The sequence below is a fragment of the Streptomyces sp. NPDC020299 genome (genome assembly GCF_044387825.1).
Lineage (GTDB): Bacteria > Actinomycetota > Actinomycetes > Streptomycetales > Streptomycetaceae > Streptomyces.
Genome location: NZ_JBIRWL010000008.1, coordinates 229,562 through 247,182, shown reverse-complemented (window position 1 = coordinate 247,182; position 17,621 = coordinate 229,562). Strand labels below are relative to the sequence as shown.

The 17,621-nt window shown below is 73.6% G+C and carries 13 protein-coding genes and 1 pseudogene; 8 read left to right on the top strand and 6 right to left on the bottom strand.

The genetic code is table 11. From position 1 onward, the window contains the following. Positions 1–18: 18 nt before the first annotated feature. On the bottom strand, positions 19–912 hold the full coding sequence (locus tag ACH45E_RS22150; protein ID WP_361445576.1) for a M56 family metallopeptidase: 894 nt from the start codon (positions 910–912) through the stop codon (positions 19–21). Then, on the bottom strand, positions 909–1,292 hold the full coding sequence (locus tag ACH45E_RS22145) for a BlaI/MecI/CopY family transcriptional regulator (RefSeq protein ID WP_361445573.1): 384 nt from the start codon (positions 1,290–1,292) through the stop codon (positions 909–911). The genes ACH45E_RS22150 and ACH45E_RS22145 overlap by 4 nt, the downstream gene beginning before the upstream one ends. Before the next feature lie 176 nt (positions 1,293–1,468). On the opposite strand from ACH45E_RS22145, the gene ACH45E_RS22140 reads away from it, so the two are divergent. From ACH45E_RS22140 to efeB, 4 genes are all read left to right on the top strand, one after another. After that, the gene (locus ACH45E_RS22140) at positions 1,469–2,956 is read left to right on the top strand and encodes a hypothetical protein (RefSeq protein ID WP_361445862.1); all 1,488 of its coding nucleotides are present in this window, start codon (positions 1,469–1,471) and stop codon (positions 2,954–2,956) included. Continuing rightward, positions 2,953–3,900, top strand: a complete 948-nt coding sequence (locus ACH45E_RS22135; RefSeq protein ID WP_361445570.1) for a lysylphosphatidylglycerol synthase domain-containing protein — start codon at positions 2,953–2,955, stop codon at positions 3,898–3,900. The genes ACH45E_RS22140 and ACH45E_RS22135 overlap by 4 nt, the downstream gene beginning before the upstream one ends. Before the next feature lie 160 nt (positions 3,901–4,060). Continuing rightward, positions 4,061–6,559 carry an iron uptake transporter permease EfeU gene (efeU, locus tag ACH45E_RS22130; protein WP_361445567.1) on the top strand — a complete coding sequence of 833 codons (2,499 nt, stop codon included), beginning with the start codon at positions 4,061–4,063 and terminating at the stop codon, positions 6,557–6,559. A 68-nt stretch (positions 6,560–6,627) separates the two neighbouring features. Next, entirely contained in the window at positions 6,628–7,899 is a 1,272-nt protein-coding gene (gene efeB / locus ACH45E_RS22125; protein WP_361445564.1) for an iron uptake transporter deferrochelatase/peroxidase subunit, read from the top strand. Positions 7,900–8,089: 190 nt separating this feature from the next. Here the strand turns inward: efeB and ACH45E_RS22120 are convergent. Further along, positions 8,090–8,408, bottom strand: a pseudogene (locus ACH45E_RS22120) (hypothetical protein); the annotation flags it as partial. Between the two features lie 232 nt (positions 8,409–8,640). Between ACH45E_RS22120 and ACH45E_RS22115 the strand changes: the two are divergent. Then, complete coding sequence (locus ACH45E_RS22115; protein WP_361445562.1) at positions 8,641–9,129, top strand: DUF5709 domain-containing protein; 489 nt, start codon at positions 8,641–8,643, stop codon at positions 9,127–9,129. A gap of 6 nt (positions 9,130–9,135) precedes the next feature. Here ACH45E_RS22115 and sthA read toward each other — a convergent pair whose 3' ends face one another. Both sthA and ACH45E_RS22105 read right to left on the bottom strand, forming a co-directional pair. Continuing rightward, entirely contained in the window at positions 9,136–10,545 is a 1,410-nt protein-coding gene (gene sthA / locus ACH45E_RS22110) for a Si-specific NAD(P)(+) transhydrogenase (RefSeq protein ID WP_361445559.1), read from the bottom strand. Positions 10,546–10,693: 148 nt separating this feature from the next. Next, positions 10,694–10,900 carry a hypothetical protein gene (locus tag ACH45E_RS22105; protein ID WP_361445556.1) on the bottom strand — a complete coding sequence of 69 codons (207 nt, stop codon included), beginning with the start codon at positions 10,898–10,900 and terminating at the stop codon, positions 10,694–10,696. Positions 10,901–11,087: 187 nt separating this feature from the next. Between ACH45E_RS22105 and ACH45E_RS22100 the strand changes: the two genes are divergently transcribed. The 3 genes from ACH45E_RS22100 (at position 11,088) to ACH45E_RS22090 (ending at position 14,931) form a co-directional block, all read left to right on the top strand. Further along, entirely contained in the window at positions 11,088–12,923 is a 1,836-nt protein-coding gene (locus ACH45E_RS22100; protein WP_361445553.1) for a glycoside hydrolase family 15 protein, read from the top strand. Between the two features lie 153 nt (positions 12,924–13,076). Then, positions 13,077–14,591, top strand: coding sequence for an FG-GAP repeat protein (locus tag ACH45E_RS22095; RefSeq protein ID WP_361445550.1), 1,515 nt, complete (start codon positions 13,077–13,079; stop codon positions 14,589–14,591). A gap of 103 nt (positions 14,592–14,694) precedes the next feature. Beyond that, the gene (locus ACH45E_RS22090; protein ID WP_361445547.1) at positions 14,695–14,931 is read left to right on the top strand and encodes a hypothetical protein; all 237 of its coding nucleotides are present in this window, start codon (positions 14,695–14,697) and stop codon (positions 14,929–14,931) included. A gap of 80 nt (positions 14,932–15,011) precedes the next feature. On the opposite strand, the gene ACH45E_RS22085 is transcribed toward ACH45E_RS22090, so the two are convergent. After that, positions 15,012–17,618: a SpoIIE family protein phosphatase gene (locus ACH45E_RS22085; protein WP_361445544.1), complete on the bottom strand. Its 2,607-nt coding sequence runs from the start codon at positions 17,616–17,618 to the stop codon at positions 15,012–15,014. Positions 17,619–17,621: the final 3 nt, after the last annotated feature.

Here is a 17,621-nt window from a genome sequence, read left to right as displayed (position 1 = left end):
CCGCGGTCGGGGGTCGCCTCAGCTGAGCACGCCGGTCAGCAGTCCGACCAGGTCGCCGGTCGCGTCGGCGGCGCCCAGTGCCGGGAGGGCGCCGAGGGCGAGGACGGCCGCGGCGGCGGTCCACAGGCGTGGGGGAGGGGCCGTCTGCAGGGCCGCGATCCGGCGGGTGACGGCGCGGTCCGTGAAGGTGAGCGCGCAGCCGGTACGGGCGCCGCCCGCGGTGAGCGCGGCGCGGGCCAGGGCCCGGGCCGTGGTGTCACGGTCCCCGACGGCGGTCGCCGCCTGCTCGTCCGCCCAGCGCTCCACCAGGAAGGCCACCGTCGAACGGACCGGGATCAGCAGCGGGTCGGCCGCCGCGGCGAGCGAGGCCGCGGTCACCAGGAAGCCGTGCCGGTGCGCGAGATGGGCCCGCTCGTGGGCGAGCAGCACCCGGCGCTCGGCCGGTCCGAGGGCGCCCAGCATGGCGGAGGTGACCAGGATCCGGCCCGGCCGGCCGGGAATGGCGAACGCCTGCGGCACCCCGGAGTCCGCGACGATCAGCTCGGTGTCCCCCGGATGCCCCGCCGACAGCCGCCGCAGCGCCCGCCGGGTGCCGCGCTCGGCACGCACCGCACGGTGCACGCGACGGGCGACGACGGCGAGGGCCAGGCACGCGGCGATCCCGATGAAGCCCGGCACGGGATCGGCCAGCCGGTGCCCGTCCTGGCGCGCCTCGGCGATCACCGGGGGAGCGTCGCCCACCGACGCGGCCGCCAGCAGCATCAGCGACCAGGTGGTGGCCGCCGCGGTGAGCACGGCGGCGGAGGTCAGCACCCGTGCGGCGAGCGCCGGCGCCACCCGCCGGCCCAGCACCGGACCGACCAGCCGCAGCAGCAGCGACAGCAGCAGCGGGGTGTAGACGTCGATCCTCATGCGCCGCCTCCGCCGAGCAGGTGGCGCAGGACCCGCTCCTCCTCGGGGCTCAGTCCGGACACGAACTGCTGCAACGCGGCGATGGGGTCCGGACCGCGGTCGAGGGCGTCGTGCATCGCCTCGGCGGTCAGCTCGGCCGCGTTCTTCGCGGGCCGGTAGGCGCCGCGCCGCCCGTTCGCGTCGCGCAGCACGAGCCCCTTGTCGAACAGCCGCTTGAGGATGGTGTGCACGGTGTTGTAGGCCAGGCCGCCGCCGATCTCGGTCTGGATCTCGGCCGGCGTCAGCGGTCGCTCCGTGGCCCACAGCGTGGCCAGCACCTCGCTCTCCAGCGCCCCGGCGCTGCGCCGCTCCGCTCTGCCCGGGGAACCTGTGCCAGCCATGGCCCAACCTTACAGCGCGTAGGGCCGTCAGGCGGATGGCCGTGTTCACCCTGCGGCCGGGCATGATACCGGTTAATTTGTCCCTGTTTCTTGGCTTTTACATGCTTTCGCGCCCGTAGCCCTACAAGATGTAGGGTGACGCAGACCCTACAACCTGTAGGGGTGAAGGGTGGATGATGTCAGGCAGCGCGCACGCCACACTCGGCGGGACTCGCCGCGGCGGTCCGTGGACCGTGCCCCGCGGCACCCGGCGCGCCCGCGCCGACGGCCCCCTCGCGGTGGTCGCCGTCGCCTTCACCCTGGCCCAGCTCCTCCTCGTCCGGCCCGGCATGGGCCTCGGCTGGGACGAGACCGTGTACGTCAGCCAGGTCAGCCCGCACGCCCCGGCGGCCTTCTTCAGCGCACCCCGGGCCCGCGGTGTCTCCCTGCTCGTCGCACCCGTCGCGGCCTGGTCCTCGTCCACCCCGCTGCTGCGGATCTACCTGGCCGTACTGTCCGGCCTGGCCCTGTTCCTGGCGCTGCGCGCCTGGCGGGGGCTCTTCCCGGTCCGTGTCCTGGTCCTGGCGGGCGCCCTGTTCGCGTCGCTGTGGGTGACACTCTTCTACGGCCCGCAGGCCATGCCCAACTACTGGGTCGCCGTGGGCGCGCTCGCCGCCGTCGCCTGCTTCCTGCGCGCCGGCGCCGACCGCTCGGACCGGGCCGCCCTGTGGGGACTGGCCGCGAGCGGGGCGCTGATGGCCTGGATGCGGCCCACCGACGCGGTCTGGGCGACCCTCCCCCTGCTGGCCCTCGCCCTCTGGCGCCGCCTCTGGCGCCTCCTCGGCGTGCTCCTGGCCGGACTGGCGGCCGGGGTGGCGGAGTGGGTGATCGAGGCATACGTGGGCTACGGCGGTCTCGCCCGGCGGCTGGCCGACGGCTCCGCGATCCAGGGCGGCCTGGGCTGGAACGTCGCCGTCCTCGACCAGGTGCGCAGCCTGGGCGGGCGGGCGCTGTGCCGGCCCTGTACGGGCGCGCTGCCGAACCCGCTGCTCAGCGTCTGGTGGTTCGCCCTGCCGCTGCTCGCGGTGCTCGGCCTCGTCGTCGCCGTCCGGGCCCGGCGCACGCCGGCCACCCTGGTGCCGCTGCTGTGCGGGGCGACGGCCGCCTTCCCGTACCTGTTCATGATCGGATACGCGGCGCCCCGGTTCCTGCTGCCCGCCTACGCCCTGCTGGCCCTCCCGGTGGCCGGCGCGCTGGTCCATGCGGTGACCGTCCCCGGCCGCGCCCGGCGGACCGTGGCGGTGACGCTGGTGACGCTCGGCCTGGCCGTGCACCTCGCCGTCCAGACGGCCGTCCTGGTGCACACCGTCGACCGCACCACCGCCTCCCACCGCGCCTGGTCCCGTACCGCCGCCGAACTGCACCGCCTCGGCGTCCGTCCGCCCTGCCTGCTCAGCGGGCACGAGTCCGTCCCGGTCGCGTTCTACGCCGGCTGCTCCTCCGCGGCGACCGCCGGGCACAACGCCAACAGCACCGCGCGGGCCATCGCCCGGACCGCCGACCGCACACCGGTCGCCACCCTCGTCACCGCCGGGTCCCGGGCTCCCGCGTACGCACGGCACTGGCCGTCCGTCCCCTTCGGCGGGCTGCGCATCCACTACGCCGTACCGGCCGGCCGCCGATGACGTCCCCGGCGGGCCTCGCCACCGGTACCGGCCGCCGACGGGCCTACGGCCACACCGCCCTCTGCCTCGCCGTCCTGACCTGCGCGGCCTATCTGGCCCGCCGGCACTGGCCGCTCCTCGAGACGGGCGCCCTGCGGCTGGCCGTCGCCGACCAGGGCTGGCTGCTGGTGGGCGCGGCGGCCGCGGCCGGGACGTGGGCGGCCTCGGCGCTCGCCCAGCAGGGCGCGGTCATCCGGCGACTGCCCGGCGGACGCCTGGTGGCCGCCCAGTTCGCCGCCTGCGCCGCCAACCACGTGCTGCCCGCCGGACTCGGGGCCGGGGCGGTGAACCTGCGGTTCCTGATGCGCTGCGGGCTCCCGCCGGGCCGCTCGGCCAGCGCACTGGCGGTCAAGGCCACCGCGGGCGCCCTGGTCCGCGGCGCGCTGATCGCGTCGCTCGCCCCCTTCTGCCCGGGCCTGCTGCGGATCCCGCACGTCCCGCCGGCCGCCCTGGCCGCCGTGCTCGCGGCCGTCGTGCTGGTGGCCGGTCTGCTCGCCAGTCCGCTGTGGCCGCGCTGCCGGGCCGCCCTGGCGACCGTACTGGCCGACATCCGCGCCGTGCACGCCAGACCGCACCGTGCGGCGGCCCTGTGGGGCGGCTCGCTGGGCTTCGCCGCGCTGCACTCCCTGGTGCTGATCGCCGTCACCCGGGCGGTCGCCCTGCCCCTGCCGCCGGCCCGCGTGGCACTGCTGTACCTCGCCGCGAGCAGCGCCGCCGCCCTGCTGCCCACGCCGGGCGGCCTGGGCTCCCTCGACGCGGCGCTCGGCCTCGCGCTGACCGCGTCCGGGGCCCCGGCCGCGACGGCCGCCTCCGCCGTACTCGGCTACCGCCTCCTGACCGTGTGGCTGCCGCTGGTGCCCGGACTGCTGGTGCTCGGGATGCTGGTCCGCCGCAAGGCGCTGTGAGCGGGGTCCGCCCCGGCTTTTGCCCCGACATTGCCGCTTCATGACCAGCCGACTACATGGGTGTAGTCATGATGGTCATCGAATCATCGAAGTAAGGCATGCCTTCGCTAAGTCGGGGGCGAGGTGGCGGGGACGTGCCTGCCGGGAGGGCCACGACGCAATGTGGGACGACGCGTTTCCGAGTTTCCTGATCGGGCTGAGGGAGGGGCTCGAGGGCGGTCTCATCGTCTCCATCCTGGTCGCCACCCTCGTACGGGCCGGCGCGCGGTCCCGGCTGCCGCAGGTGTGGACGGGCGTCCTGGCCGCGATCGCCGTGGCGATGAGCTTCGGCGCGGTCCTCACCTTCACCGCCGCGTCCCTGTCCGCCACCGCCCAGGAGGCGTTCGGCGGCACCCTCAGTGTCATCGCCGTCGCGTTCGTCACCGGCATGGTGTTCTGGATGCGGCGCTCGGCCCGGAGCCTCTCCGGCGAGATCAAGGAGAAGGTCACCGGTGCGCTCGGCACGGGCGCGGGGGTGCTGGTGCTCACCTCGTTCCTCGCGGTGGGCCGTGAGGGTCTGGAGACCGCCCTGTTCCTGTGGACCACCGCCCGCGCGGCGGGTGAGTCCGCGGGCCCGCTGACCGGTGCGGGCATCGGGCTCGTGCTCGCGGCGGGCCTGTGCTGGGGCCTGTACCGCCGGGTCCTGAAGATCAACCTGACGAGGTTCTTCACGGCCACCGGCGCGGTCCTCATCGTCATCGCGGCCGGCGTCCTCGGCTACGGCCTGCGCGACCTCCAGGAGGGCGGCGTGCTCCCCGGCAGGACCGCGTACGCCGTCGACCTCGCCGGCGGCATCGACGCCGGCTCCTGGTACAGCACCCTCGTCCAGGGCGTCCTCAACCTGACCCCCACCATGACCTGGCTCCAGGTGACCGGCTACGCGGGCTACCTCGCGGTGGTGATGACCCTGTTCGTACGGGGCGTACGCGCCCCCGCCGCCACCACGGCGGCCACGTCCCGCGAGCCGCTGTCCCGCACGGGGGCTTCCCGGCCCGAAACCGCGTCCGGGGCTGGGCCGGGTTCCGTGTCCGGGACTGGGACCGTGCTCGGTGCGGAGCCCGCGGCCGGGGCCGCTGCCGGGCACGAGTCCTTGTCCGTGTCCGGGGCCGACGGGCCGAGCGCCGAGCCGGCTGCCGGCGCCGGGCTTGTTTCTCGCCCCGGAACCGCGTCCGCGGCTGAGCCGGGTTCCGCGTCCGGGGCCGGGACCGCGCCCGGTCCGGAACCAGTGCCCGATGCCGAGGACGGGTCCGAGCCCGAGTCCGTGGCTCGGCCGGGTTCCGAGGCGGGGGTTGGGACCGTGCTCGGTGCGGAGCCCGGGGCCGGGGCCGCTCCGGAGGAACCCGTGGCCGCGCCCGCTGCTGCCGGGCACGAGCCCGTGTCCGGGGTCGCCCCCGTGCTCGGGGGCGAGGCGGCGGTCGAGCCCGCCCATGGGCACGGGCGTGAAGCCGGGGCCGTGGTTCGGCGGCGGCCCCGGTGGGTCGTTCCCGTGGCCGTCGTTGCCGTGCCGGCGGTCCTGGCGGGGGTGGTCGTCGCGGTTGCGCGGCCCAAGCCGGCCGGGGGGCAGACAGTGGCCGTGTCCGGGAGCGAGTGCGGGAAGGGCTTCAGCGCGCCGAAGCCGGGGCGGCAGACCTTCCAGATGCACAACACGGGCGGCAAGACGTCCGAGGTGTACCTCATCAACCCGGCGACCGGCGCCGTCTACGGCGAGATCGAGGGTCTCGCCCCCGGCACCACCCGCGACCTGGTCGCCACGGTGGCGGGCGGCAGCTACGCGTGGCGGTGCGTGCCGACCGACGGCAAGGCAGTCACCTCCAAGGCCGTCAGCGTCACCGGCGGGGGAGCGGCCAAGGCGGTCGTACCGGTCTCGGAGAGCGACCTCGCGGCTCCCCTGAAGGCGTACAAGGCGTACGTGAACCAGGGCCTGGCCACACTCGTCACCCAGACCCGGACACTCGACGACGACATCGACGCCGGCCACCTCGACCGGGCCCGCGCCGACTGGCTGACCGCCCACCGCACCTACGCCTCCCTCGGCGCCGCCTACGGCACCTTCGAGGACTTCGACCAGAAGATCGACGGCCGCCCCGACGGGCTTCCGGACGGCGTGCGGGACAAGGACTTCACCGGTTTCCTCCGGATCGAGTACGGCCTGTGGCACGGCCGGCCGGCCAAGGACCTCCGCACCCCGGCCCGGCAGTTGGCCGACGCGGTCGCCGGACTGGCCACGGCCTTCCCCGGCCAGAAGTTCGACGCGGGCGACCTGCCCCTGCGCGCCCACGAGATCCTGGAGAACACCCTCCAGTTCGAGCTGACCGGCGACACCGACCAGGGCAGCGGCACCGGGCTCGCCACCGCCGACGCCAACCTGGCCGGCACCCGCGAGCTGCTCACCGTACTCAAGCCGCTGCTGACCAGCCGCGCGCCGAAGCTGCTGCCCACCGTCGACGGGGACATCGCCCGCCTGCAGAAGCTTCTGGACGCCGCCCACCACGGCAGCGGTTGGACGCCCGTCGACCGGCTCGCCCCTGCCGACCGGCAGCGGCTGAACGGTGCCACCGGACAGCTGCTGGAAGACCTCGCCCCGGTCCCGGACCTCCTCGAGATCAGGAAGTCCGCCTGATGAGCACCGAACACCCGCACACGGAACACCCGCACAACGAACGCCCGCACCTGGAAGGAACCCCTTCGATGTCCACTGCCGAAACGCCGGCCTGCCCCGTCGGCCCCGCCCGCCGCTCCTTCGTGCGGACCGCACTGGGCGCCGGCGCGGCGGGCGCGGTCCTGGCCGGCGGCGGCTTCGTGCTCGGCGAGAGCGGCGGCACCGCCCAGGCCCAGGACGCGGGTGCGGACAGCGGCGCGAAGGTCCCCTTCCACGGCCCCCACCAGGCCGGGATCATCACCCCGGCCCCGGCCGCCGCGACCTTCGTCTCCTTCGACGTCACAGCCGACGGCCGCAAGGGCCTCGAAGACCTGCTCAGGACCATCACCGAGCGGGCCCGTCTGCTCACCACCGGCGGCACCCCCACCGACCTCGGGGTCGGCGCCCCGCCCTCCGACAACGGCATCCTCGGCCCCGACGTCCCCCCGGACGCCCTCACCGTCACCGTCGGCGTCGGCGCCTCCCTGTTCGACGGCCGCTACGGCCTGGCCAAGGCGAAGCCGGCCCGGCTGACGCCGATGCGGACGTTCCCGAACGACAACCTCACCGCCGCCGAGTGCCACGGCGACCTGTCCCTGCAGATCTGCGCCGACCGCCAGGACACCGTGCTGCACGCGCTGCGCGACATCGCCCGGCACACCAGGGGCGCCATGCAGATCAGGTGGCGCATCGACGGCTTCCAGAACACCCCGCGCCCCACCGGCGCCCAGCGCAATCTGCTGGGCTTCAAGGACGGCATCGCCAACCCGGACGTCACCTCGGCCCGGGAGACCGGCCGGCTGATCTGGACGGGCGGCGGACAGGGCGAGCCGGCCTGGACGGAGGGCGGCAGCTACCAGGTGATCCGGATCATCCGGATGCTCGTGGAGTTCTGGGACCGGGTGTCGCTGACCGAGCAGGAGAAGATGTTCGGCCGCCGCAAGGACACCGGCGCCCCGCTGGACGGCGCCAAGGAGACCGACATCCCCCAGTACGCCAAGGACCCGCACGGCACGGCCATCCCGCTGGACGCGCACATCCGCCTCGCCAACCCGCGCACCGCCGCGTCCGACGACTCCCGCATCCTGCGGCGGGGCTTCAACTACGACCGGGGCGTGGACGACGTCGGCAACCTCGACATGGGACTGGTCTTCTGCTGCTACCAGCAGGACGTCAAGCGGCAGTTCGAGGCCACCCAGACGCGGCTGATCGACGAACCCCTCGTCGACTACATCTCCCCGACGGGCGGCGGCTACTTCTTCGCGCTCCCCGGCGTGCGGGACTCCGGGGACTGGCTGGGCCGGGGGCTGCTGGCGGCCTGACTTTCCCCCGGCATGGCCAAGGTCTGCCCCCGGCTTTACTGCGCATCCCATTGTTCGTGCTGTGCGTTGGCACAAGGCTGGGCCATGGCCGACCCCGGTTCCGCACAGCACCTCCCCGCGGGGAACCGGGGCCGGCGAACGGGACCGGCCGGGGCGTCACTGCCGTAACCGCAGGTCCTTGCACCATGTGGCCGTCGTGGCCCCGGTGCCGGCCGAGGCCCACCGCGGTGTGCTGCCCCCGCGCGCCGTCGACGGCGTACCGGAACTCCTCGACCTGGGCGTACCGCACGAGCGCCGGCAGAGCGCTGCCGAGCGGCGCCACCCCGGCGGCGTCGCGCGCGAAGTCGTACATCAGGCCGTGGGTGCCGTGCCGGCGCTCCGAATTGTCCCACCAGCGGGCGATCTCCTGCCGCCGCACCCCGGTCGGGTACAGCCGCGAGACCGAACACGCCCCGGCCGGCCGCGATGGCCAGGCTGAAGGCCCGGGCGGTCTCGGTCGCCGCGCGCAGTCATCCCCGCGTCGGCAGCCGGTCGCACCGCGTGTGCGGGAGTGATGACAGCGGCACTCGTCGGGCATTGGAGATCGACTGGCCGGTAATTTTCCCCCCGGCCGTCACCGAGCGGCAACTCCCTTGCTGGTCAGGGCGTTTGCTGTGGATGTGATTAGGGTTCCGGCAGCGGGAAACGCGGACCGGGTACCCCTGACAGCGACAGGCGCCGGGCGCCGAGAGGGAGGCGGTCATGACCGGTCAGCAGCCGGAGCAGACCCCGATGGGCGACGACGCGTACCAGCCCACCGGGACCAACGAGGAACAGCAGGACGCCGCGCCCCTGGACCTGCAGGACGCGGTGGACGAACGGACCTATGACGACAGCCTCGACGAGGGTTATTCGCCCCCGGAGAAGCCGCTGGGCGTCACCCGGTACGGGACCACCGCGGCCGAGCAGCACGAGGGCGAGAGCCTCGACCAGCGGCTGGAGCAGGAGCGGCCCGACGTGACCCCGCCGCCCGGCGACGCCGTGGGCGACCTGCCGGGCGGAGAGGGCGAACCCGTCGATCCGGAGGCGGGCGGCGACCGCGCCGGCCGGCTCGTGGCCCCCGACGAGGGCGCCCACCCCGCCACCACGAAGGAGACCGTCGCGGAGGACGTGGGCATCGACGGCGGCGCGGCCGGAGCGGAGGAGGCGGCGGTGCACATCGTCGAGGACGAGACGGCACTGCCCGAGTAGTGCCGGTCAGTCTCCCAAGTGGTCTATCTGGCGCAGCTTGTTGGTGGCATCCAGAGCGGCGACCTTGTAGGACTCCGCGAGTGTCGGGTAGTTGAACACGGCGTCGACGAGATAGTCGACCGTGCCGCCGCAGCCCATCACGGACTGGCCGATGTGGATCAGCTCGGTGGCGCCCGTGCCGAAGCAGTGCACGCCGAGCAGCGTGCGGTCCTCGGGGGAGACCAGCAGCTTGAGCATGCCGTGCGAGTCGCCGATGATCTGGCCGCGGGCCAGTTCCCGGTAGCGGGCGATGCCCACCTCGAACGGCACGCTGTCCGCGGTGAGTTGGTCCTCCGTGCGGCCGACGAAGCTGATCTCCGGAATGGTGTAGATGCCGATCGGCTGAAGGTCGTGCATGCGGTTCACCGGCTCGCCGAACGCGTGGTAGGCGGCCGCCCGGCCCTGTTCCATCGAGGTCGCGGCCAACGCGGGGAAGCCTATGACGTCGCCGACGGCGTAGATGTGCGGCACCTCGGTGCGGTAGTGCTCGTCCACCGTGATCCGGCCGCGGGGGTCCGCCGACAGGCCGGCCTTGCCCAGGTCGAGTTCGTCGGTGACGCCCTGGCGGCCCGCGGAGTACATCACCGCGTCGGCGGGGATCTTCTTGCCGCTCTCCAGGACGGTCAGGGTCCCGCGCTCATGGCGTTCCACGGCGGCGACGGTCTCCCCGAACCGGAAGGTGACGGCCAGGTCCCGCAGGTGGTACTTGAGCGACTCGACGACCTCCACGTCGCACAGGTCCAGCATCCCGGGGCGCTTCTCCACCACCGTGACCCGGCTGCCCAGCGCCGCGAACATCGAGGCGTACTCCATGCCGATCACACCGGCACCCACGATGACCATGGAGCGCGGCACCCGCTCCAGCGTGAGCACGTTGTCCGAGTCCAGGATCGTGCGCCCGTCGAACTCGACGCTGCCCGGGCGGGCGGGCCGGGTGCCGGTGGCGATCACGATGTGCTCCGCGCTCAGCAGCCGCTCGTCACCGGTCACCTCCCGCAGGGCGACGGTGTGCGGGTCCACGAAGCGGGCCGTGCCGGCGTGCAGGGCGACCTGGTTGCGGGAGAGCTGGCTGCGGATGACGTCCGTCTCCCGGCCGACCACGTGCTGGGTGCGCGCGATCAGGTCCCCGACGGTGATGTCCTCCTTCAGGCGGTAGCTCTGCCCGTACAGATCGCGCTGGGTGAGTCCGGTGAGGTACAGCACCGCCTCGCGCAGGGTCTTGGAGGGGATGGTGCCGGTGTGTAGGGAGACCCCGCCGACCATGTCGGGGCGGTCGACGACCGCGACCCGCCGGCCGAGCTTGGCCGCGGCGATGGCGGCCTTCTGGCCGCCGGGTCCGGATCCGATGACGAGCATGTCGAAGTCGAAGTCGGGCATCCCCCGGAGTCTGCCAGCCCACGCCCCCACAGCGGAAGGCTGATCGGAAAACCATCCCGCGCCGTATGCGACTGCCACGCCCGGGCACACCACAACCACCGGCCCCGGCAGGACACTCCGGGGCCAGTGGCCTTGAAGCTGTCGAGCCCTAGGGGAGCAGCTTCTCGATGGCGGACGGGCCCTCGGTCTCCAGCTTGCGCCTCGCCCACTCGAGGTTCGCCGGGGTGACGTCCCGGCCCGCGGCCATCACCATGTCCTCCGCCGTGATGTCCCGGCCGGGGGAGGTGTGGAGCAAGGAGTCCGGGGTGCGCAGGTCGTCCGACAACCGGGACGCTTCGGGTTCTGACGTCGACATGATGCCTCCTCCTCGGGCCCGGACGGCACGTACCGCGAGACCGGGGCCCACTCTCACCATTCACCGCCTGGGCGCGCCCTGCATCCGGAGCGGCCTCAAGCTCGATGACGAGGTACCTGGACACGGCGGAAGGAAACCCCCGGACCTACGCTGGAAGCAGCCCGCACGCCCGGACCGGGAGGCTGCCATGGCCGAGACGCGGCTGCCGCAGGACACACCGGGGCGCCCCCGCCCCCTGCCGATCGCCGAGCACGGGCTGATCGGCGATCTGCGCACCGTGGCCCTGGTGGGCAGCGACGGCACGATCGACTGGTACTGCTGCCGGGCCTTCGACCGGCCCAGCGTCTTCGCGGCGATCCTGGACCCCGAGCGCGGCGGGGCCTTCGAGCTCGCGGCGGCCGTACCGGCCCGGACCAAGCAGTTCTACTTCCCCGACACCAACGTACTGATCACCCGGTTCTACACGCAGGACGGTGTCGGGGAGATCCAGGACTTCATGCCCGTGACCGGCGAGGCCGCCGAGACCGGCCGGCACCGCGTGATCCGCCGCGTCCTGTGCGTCCGCGGCACCGTCCCCTTCCGGGCCCGCATCGCACCGCGCTTCGACTACGGCGCCGCCCCGCACGCCCTGACCATGCTCGGCGAGACCGCCCTCTTCGAGTCCCGGGACATGGCCCTCGCACTGACCGCCACCGTGCCGCTGGAGGGCGACGGTGCGGACGCGCTCGCCGACTTCAAGCTCACCGAGGGCGAGACCGCCGTGTTCGCCCTCGACCAGGTCGGCGAGAACGTACCACCGCGCGGCTGCCCCCACATGGAGGCCGAGCACGAGTTCGCCGCCACCGTCGCCTACTGGCGGCGCTGGCTGTCCCAGTCCCGTTACCGGGGCCGCTGGCGCGAGATGGTCCACCGCTCCGCCCTCACCCTGAAACTGCTCACCTACGCCCCGACCGGCGCCATCGTGGCCGCGCCCACCACCAGCCTCCCCGAACAACTCGGCGGCGAGCGCAACTGGGACTACCGCTACGTGTGGGTCCGCGACGCCGCCTTCTGCGTGTACGCCCTGCTGCGGCTGGGCTTCTCCGGCGAGGCCGAGGCGTTCATGCGGTTCGTGACCACCCACATCAGCCCCGGAGACGGCCGCGGGTCGGGCCCGCTGCAGATCATGTACGGCATCGACGGCCGCACCGACCTGCCCGAACGCGAACTGGGGCACCTGTCCGGCCACCAGGGCTCCGCCCCCGTCCGGGTCGGCAACGCCGCCGCCGACCAGCTCCAGCTCGACATCTACGGCGCCCTGATCGACTCGATCTACCTCTACGACAAGTGGGCCGAGCCCATCCCCAGCGGCCAGTGGGACGACGTGTGCCACCTGGTCGACTGGGTCTGCGACCACTGGGACCAGCCCGACGAGGGCGTGTGGGAGACCCGCGGCGGCCGCAAGAACTTCCTCTACTCCCGTCTGATGTGCTGGGTGGCCATCGAACGCGCCATCCGCCTCGCCAACCGGCGGGGCCTGCCCGCCGACATCGTCCGCTGGCGGCAGAGCCGGGACACCATCTACCGGCGGATCATGGACCGCGGCTGGTCGCAGCGGCGCCGCGCCTTCGTCCAGCACGAGGACGGCGACGTCCTCGACGCCTCGGTGCTGATGATGCCGCTGGCCAAGTTCATCGCCCCCACCGACCCCAAGTGGCTGTCCACCCTGGACGCGCTGACCGAGGAGCTGGTCTCCGACTCCCTCGTCTACCGCTACGACCCGCAGGCCAGCCCGGACGGGGTGCGCGGCGACGAGGGCACGTTCTCGATCTGCTCGTTCTGGTACGTCGAGGCGCTGGTGCGCGCCGGACGGCTGGAGGAGGCCCGGCTGGCGTTCGAGAAGATGCTCACCTACGCCAACCATCTCGGCCTGTACGCCGAGGAGATCGGCCGCACCGGCGAGCAACAGGGCAACTTCCCGCAGGCGTTCACCCACCTGTCCCTGATCAGCGCCGCCTTCAACCTGGACCGCGCCCTCGGCTGACCCGCCCGTATGTCCCGGCGCCGCACCGACTGTAACCGGTGTGTCACAGCCGTGCGCGGCACCACAACTGAGCCCTGACCTCTCGTGTCGAACAGGGCGTCGGTCACCAAAAGGGACCAGACGGACCGTCAGAAGACCCTGGGGGAACGGGACATGACCCGCTTCGCACGCACGACCCGGCGCACCACGGCCTCGGCCGCCGCCACGGCCGCCTCCTTCCTGCTGCTGGCCGGCGCCGGCATCCTGGCGGCGCCGGCCGCGTTCGCCGGAGTCCCCGGCGGCACCAGCGCCGCCGACCGCAACAGCGACTTCAACGGCGACGGCTACGCCGATGTCGTCATCGGCGTCCCCGAGGGCACCGTCGACGGCAAGGAGGGCGCCGGATACATCACCGTCCAGTACGGCGCCCCGAACGGCATCGGCACCAACACCACGGTGCCCAGGGGCCGTACGGCGGTCATCAGCCAGTCCACCAGGGGCGTGCCCGGCACCTCGGAGGCCTGGGACGACTTCGGGCAGGCGGTCGCCACCGGCGACCTGGACGGCGACGGCTACGACGACGCCGTCATCGGCGCGCCCGGCGAGGACGAGGGCAGCGTCGCGGACGCGGGCCGGGTGACCGTCCTGTACGGCTCCAAGGCGGGCCTGGGTGCCGAACGGACCGCCTCCGTCACCGCGGCCGCGCCCGCCCGCGGGGCCCGGTTCGGCCTCGCGGTGGCCGCCGCGCGGTTCACCGGGGACACCGACGCCGACCAGCTCGTCGTCGTCGACCAGAAGGTGGGACTGACCGCCTTCACGTACCACGCGGGCGTCCTGCGGCGCGTCGGCGCCCCGCACTCCACCGGGCACAAGCTCCAGCCCGGCTATGTGACCACCGGCGACTACGACCGCGACGGCTTCGCCGACCTCGTCGTCTCCGGCTACAGCCCCGACGACGACTACACCCAGGGCTGGTCGGCGTACTACGCGGGCGGCCCCGAGGGCCTGCGCTACCGGCGGGATCTGCACGGCGGCCTGGGCACGGCCTCCGGCGACATCAACCGCGACGGCTACGACGACCTCGTCGTCGGCCAGCTCAGCGCCGCCGACGAGTCCACCGGGGACGCGAACGCGCCCGGCGGCCTGGTCGGCGTCTACTACGGCGGCGAGGACGGCCCGGCCGGGACCCAGGGCCCCGGCAGCTCCGCGCAGTGGTGGTCGCAGAACTCCCCGGGCGTGCCCGGCACCGCCGAGCAGGGCGACGCCTGGGGCCAGGACCTGTCCGTGGCCGACGTGAACGGCGACGGCTACGCCGACGTGGCGGTCGGCGCGCCCGGCGAGGACGTGGGCACGGTCGCCGACGCGGGCGCGGTGTGGCTGCTGCGCGGCACCGCGAAGGGCCTGACCGGGTCCGGCGCCCAGTCCTTCGACCAGAACACCCGGGGGATTCCCGGCACCGCCGAGGCGGACGACGGCTGGGGCTCCCAGGTGCGGCTGGTGGACACCGACGGCGACGGCCGCGCCGAGCTGCTCGCGTCGGCGTCCGGCGAGAACGCCGGCGACGGCGCGGTGTGGCTGCTGCCCGCGAGCGGCGGCGGCCTGCTCGCCGACGGCTCGTGGGTCTACGGCGCCGCCGCACTGGGCGGGAACGGCCACGCGGCCCGTTTCGGTGCGGTGATCGACGAATAGTCCCATAGGACCGGATCATGGCGGTATGCCCGGCGGTCGGTCGGGTACGCGGTGGTCTCCGGAAAAGCACAGCGACGCTGGGTCAGAAGACGGAGGCAATCCCATGACCAGCAGCACCGAGACCGGCGACGTCACCGGTACCCGGGACAAGGACTACAACCTGATCTGGTATGTCGAGGCGTGCCTGAGCAACGCCCTGCGTCTGGAGCAGTACATCCAGGACGCGGAACGCGACAAGGACCAGGAGATCGTCGAACTGTTCCGCAAGGCGCAGTCGGACAGCCGCAAGGGCGCCGAACTGGGCAAGCAGCTGCTGCGCTCGCGGCTGAACGGCAGCTGACCCGCGCCCTGGGGCCCGGCCGTCGTACCAGCCGACGGCCGGGCCCGTCCGTCTGTCCGGCCCGTCTCCTCCAGACCGGCTCAGGGCAGCGCCTGCTCCGCCCAGATGATCTTGCCGCTGGGGGTGTAGCGGGTGCCCCACCGCTCGGACAACTGGGCGACGAGGAACAGGCCGCGTCCGCCCTCGTCGGTGGTCGCCGCGTACCGCAGGTGAGGTGAGGTCGTGCTGCTGTCGGACACCTCGCAGATCAGGGCCCGGTCGTACAGCAGCCGTACGCCGATGGGCCCGCGGCCGTAGCGGATGGCGTTGGTGACCAGCTCGCTCAGGATCAGCTCCGTGGTGAACGCCAGGACGTCCAGACCCCACTCCTCCAACTGCCGCGTCACCGACGCCCGTACCTGAGAGACGGCCGCCGGGTCGGACGGCACCTGCCACTCGGCGACCCGGTCGGCGCCCAGCGAGCGGGTACGGGCCACGATCAGGGCGACGTCGTCGCTCGGCCGGGCCGGCAGCCGGTCCAGCACCGCCCGGCAGGTGTCCTCGGGCGAGTCCCCGGCCCGCTTCAGCGCGGTGCGCAGCAGCTCCAGGCCCTCGTCGATGTCCCGGTCCCGGTCCTCGACCAGCCCGTCCGTGTACAGCACCAGCCGGCTGCCCTCCGCCAGCTCCAGCTCGGCGGACTCGAAGGGCAGCCCGCCCAGCCCCAGCGGAGGACCGGCGGGCACGTCCGGGAAGTCGACGCTCCCGTCGGGCCGGACCACCGCGGGCGGGGGATGGCCGGCCCGGGCGACGGTGCAGCGGCGGGCGACCGGGTCGTACACCGCGTACAGACAGGTCGCCCCGGTGACCACCGCGCTGCCGTCCGCGGGGGTCTCGTCCTGGTCGATACGGGCGACCAGCTCGTCCAGCAGGGCCAGCAGCTCCTCGGGCGGCAGGTCCAGCGCGGAGAAGTTGTGCACCGCCGTGCGCAGCCGCCCCATGGTGGCCGCGGCGTGCAGCCCGTGCCCCACGACGTCCCCGACCACCAGCGCCACCCGGGCCCCGGACAGCGGCAGCACGTCGAACCAGTCCCCGCCGACCCCGGCCTGCGCGGGCAGGTAGCGGTAGGCGATCTCCAGGGCGCTCTGGTCGGGCAGGGAGCGGGGCAGCAGGCTGCGCTGGAGGGTGACCGCCATGCTGTGCTCGCGGGTGTAGCGGCGCGCGTTGTCGATGGACACCGCCGCGCGGGCGACCAGTTCCTCGGCGAGGGCCAGTTCCTCGGCGTCGAACGGCTCGGGCTTCTGCGACCGCCAGAAGTTCGCCACGCCCAGCACCAGGCTGCCCGCCCGCAGCGGCACGGCGATCAGCGAGTGGATGCCGTACTCCACGATCTGCTCGGTGCGTTCCAGGTCCTGCGCCAGCCAGCCCGCGGCCTCGCGCAGCCGGGGCTCCACGACCGACTGGCCGGTGGCCAGGCTGCGGGCCTGCGGCGAGGTCGCCACGAACCGGATGCGCCGGCCCACCGGATACAGCGGGGCGTCCTCGCGGACGCCGCTGCACGCGGTGCGGCGCAGGGCGTTCCCCGGCCGTGGCTCCGCCCCCTCGATCACGGCGTCGAACAGGTCCACCGTGGCGAAGTCCGCGAACCGGGGGACGGCCAGCTCCGCCAGTTCCTCGGCGGTGCGGCTCACATCGAGGCTGGTGCCGATGCCGACCCCCGCGTCGTACAGCATGTCGAGGCGTTCGCGGGCCACTTCCGCCCGGCCCGACAGGGCGCGCAGCTCCGTGGAGTCGCGCAGCGTGGTCACGCTGCCGGGCGGGCCGCCCCTGAGGTCCGTCGGCCGCTGGTTGATCGCCAGCAGCCGGTCCTTGACCAGGCGCACCTCGTCGGTGGCGACCCGGCCCGAGGCGAGCAGCCCGGCGGTGTCGGCGTCGAGGCCGAGTTCGAGCACATGGCGGGCCTCGGCGTCCTCGGGCAGGTCGAGCAGGCGGTGCGCCTCGTCGTTGGCGAGCAGCAGCCGGCCCTCGCCGCTGACGATGAGCACGCCCTCCCGGACGGCGTGCAGCACCGCGTCGTGGTGCTCGTACATGCGGGTCATCTCGGACGGGCCGAGGCCGTGCGTCTGCCGCAGCAGGCGCCGGCTCACCAGGGCCGTGCCCGCGGTGGCCAGGGCCAGTGCCGCCGCGGCGGAGGCCAGCAGCAGCGGCAGTTGCTGGTCGGCGGCACCGCCGACGTGCGCGGTGGTGATGCCGGAGGACACCAGGCCCACGACGGTGCCGTCCGGTGCCTTGACCGGGACCACGACCTGCACCAGCGGCCCTATGGTGCCGTTGACGTGTTCGGTCACGATGCGTCCGGCCTGCGCGGGCGCGATCGTGCCGACGAACTTCTTGCCGATGCGGTCCGGTTTGGGGTGGGTGTAGCGGATCCCGTCGGTGTTCATCACCACGACGAAGTCCACCCCGGTGGCCTTGCGAGCGGCCTCGGCCCTCGGCTGGAGCAGGGCCGTCGGGTTCTTGCTGCGCAGTGCCGCGACCGTGCCCGGGGCGTTGGCGAAGGTCTCGGCGACGGCGAGGGACCGGTTCTGCGCCTCCAGATCGCTGTCGTGCCGGACCTGGAGGACCTGCGCCACCACGGCCGACACGACCAGCAGCAGCACGATCACCACCTGCAGCACGAACACCTGTCCGGCCACGCTGCGTCCGCCCATCGA

Excerpts from the sequence above, each read along its gene's own strand:
- ACH45E_RS22100 (WP_361445553.1), top strand. The coding sequence starts at position 11,088 with ATGGCCGAGACGCGGCTGCCGCAGGACACACCGGGGCGCCCCCGCCCC.
- ACH45E_RS22135 (WP_361445570.1), top strand. The coding sequence starts at position 2,953 with ATGACGTCCCCGGCGGGCCTCGCCACCGGTACCGGCCGCCGACGGGCC.
- ACH45E_RS22145 (WP_361445573.1), bottom strand. The coding sequence starts at position 1,292 with ATGGCTGGCACAGGTTCCCCGGGCAGAGCGGAGCGGCGCAGCGCCGGG.
- efeB (WP_361445564.1), top strand. The coding sequence starts at position 6,628 with ATGTCCACTGCCGAAACGCCGGCCTGCCCCGTCGGCCCCGCCCGCCGC.
- sthA (WP_361445559.1), bottom strand. The coding sequence starts at position 10,545 with ATGCCCGACTTCGACTTCGACATGCTCGTCATCGGATCCGGACCCGGC.
- ACH45E_RS22090 (WP_361445547.1), top strand. The coding sequence starts at position 14,695 with ATGACCAGCAGCACCGAGACCGGCGACGTCACCGGTACCCGGGACAAG.
- ACH45E_RS22085 (WP_361445544.1), bottom strand. The coding sequence starts at position 17,618 with ATGGGCGGACGCAGCGTGGCCGGACAGGTGTTCGTGCTGCAGGTGGTG.
- efeU (WP_361445567.1), top strand. The coding sequence starts at position 4,061 with ATGTGGGACGACGCGTTTCCGAGTTTCCTGATCGGGCTGAGGGAGGGG.
- ACH45E_RS22095 (WP_361445550.1), top strand. The coding sequence starts at position 13,077 with ATGACCCGCTTCGCACGCACGACCCGGCGCACCACGGCCTCGGCCGCC.
- ACH45E_RS22140 (WP_361445862.1), top strand. The coding sequence starts at position 1,469 with ATGTCAGGCAGCGCGCACGCCACACTCGGCGGGACTCGCCGCGGCGGT.
- ACH45E_RS22105 (WP_361445556.1), bottom strand. The coding sequence starts at position 10,900 with ATGTCGACGTCAGAACCCGAAGCGTCCCGGTTGTCGGACGACCTGCGC.
- ACH45E_RS22150 (WP_361445576.1), bottom strand. The coding sequence starts at position 912 with ATGAGGATCGACGTCTACACCCCGCTGCTGCTGTCGCTGCTGCTGCGG.
- ACH45E_RS22115 (WP_361445562.1), top strand. The coding sequence starts at position 8,641 with ATGACCGGTCAGCAGCCGGAGCAGACCCCGATGGGCGACGACGCGTAC.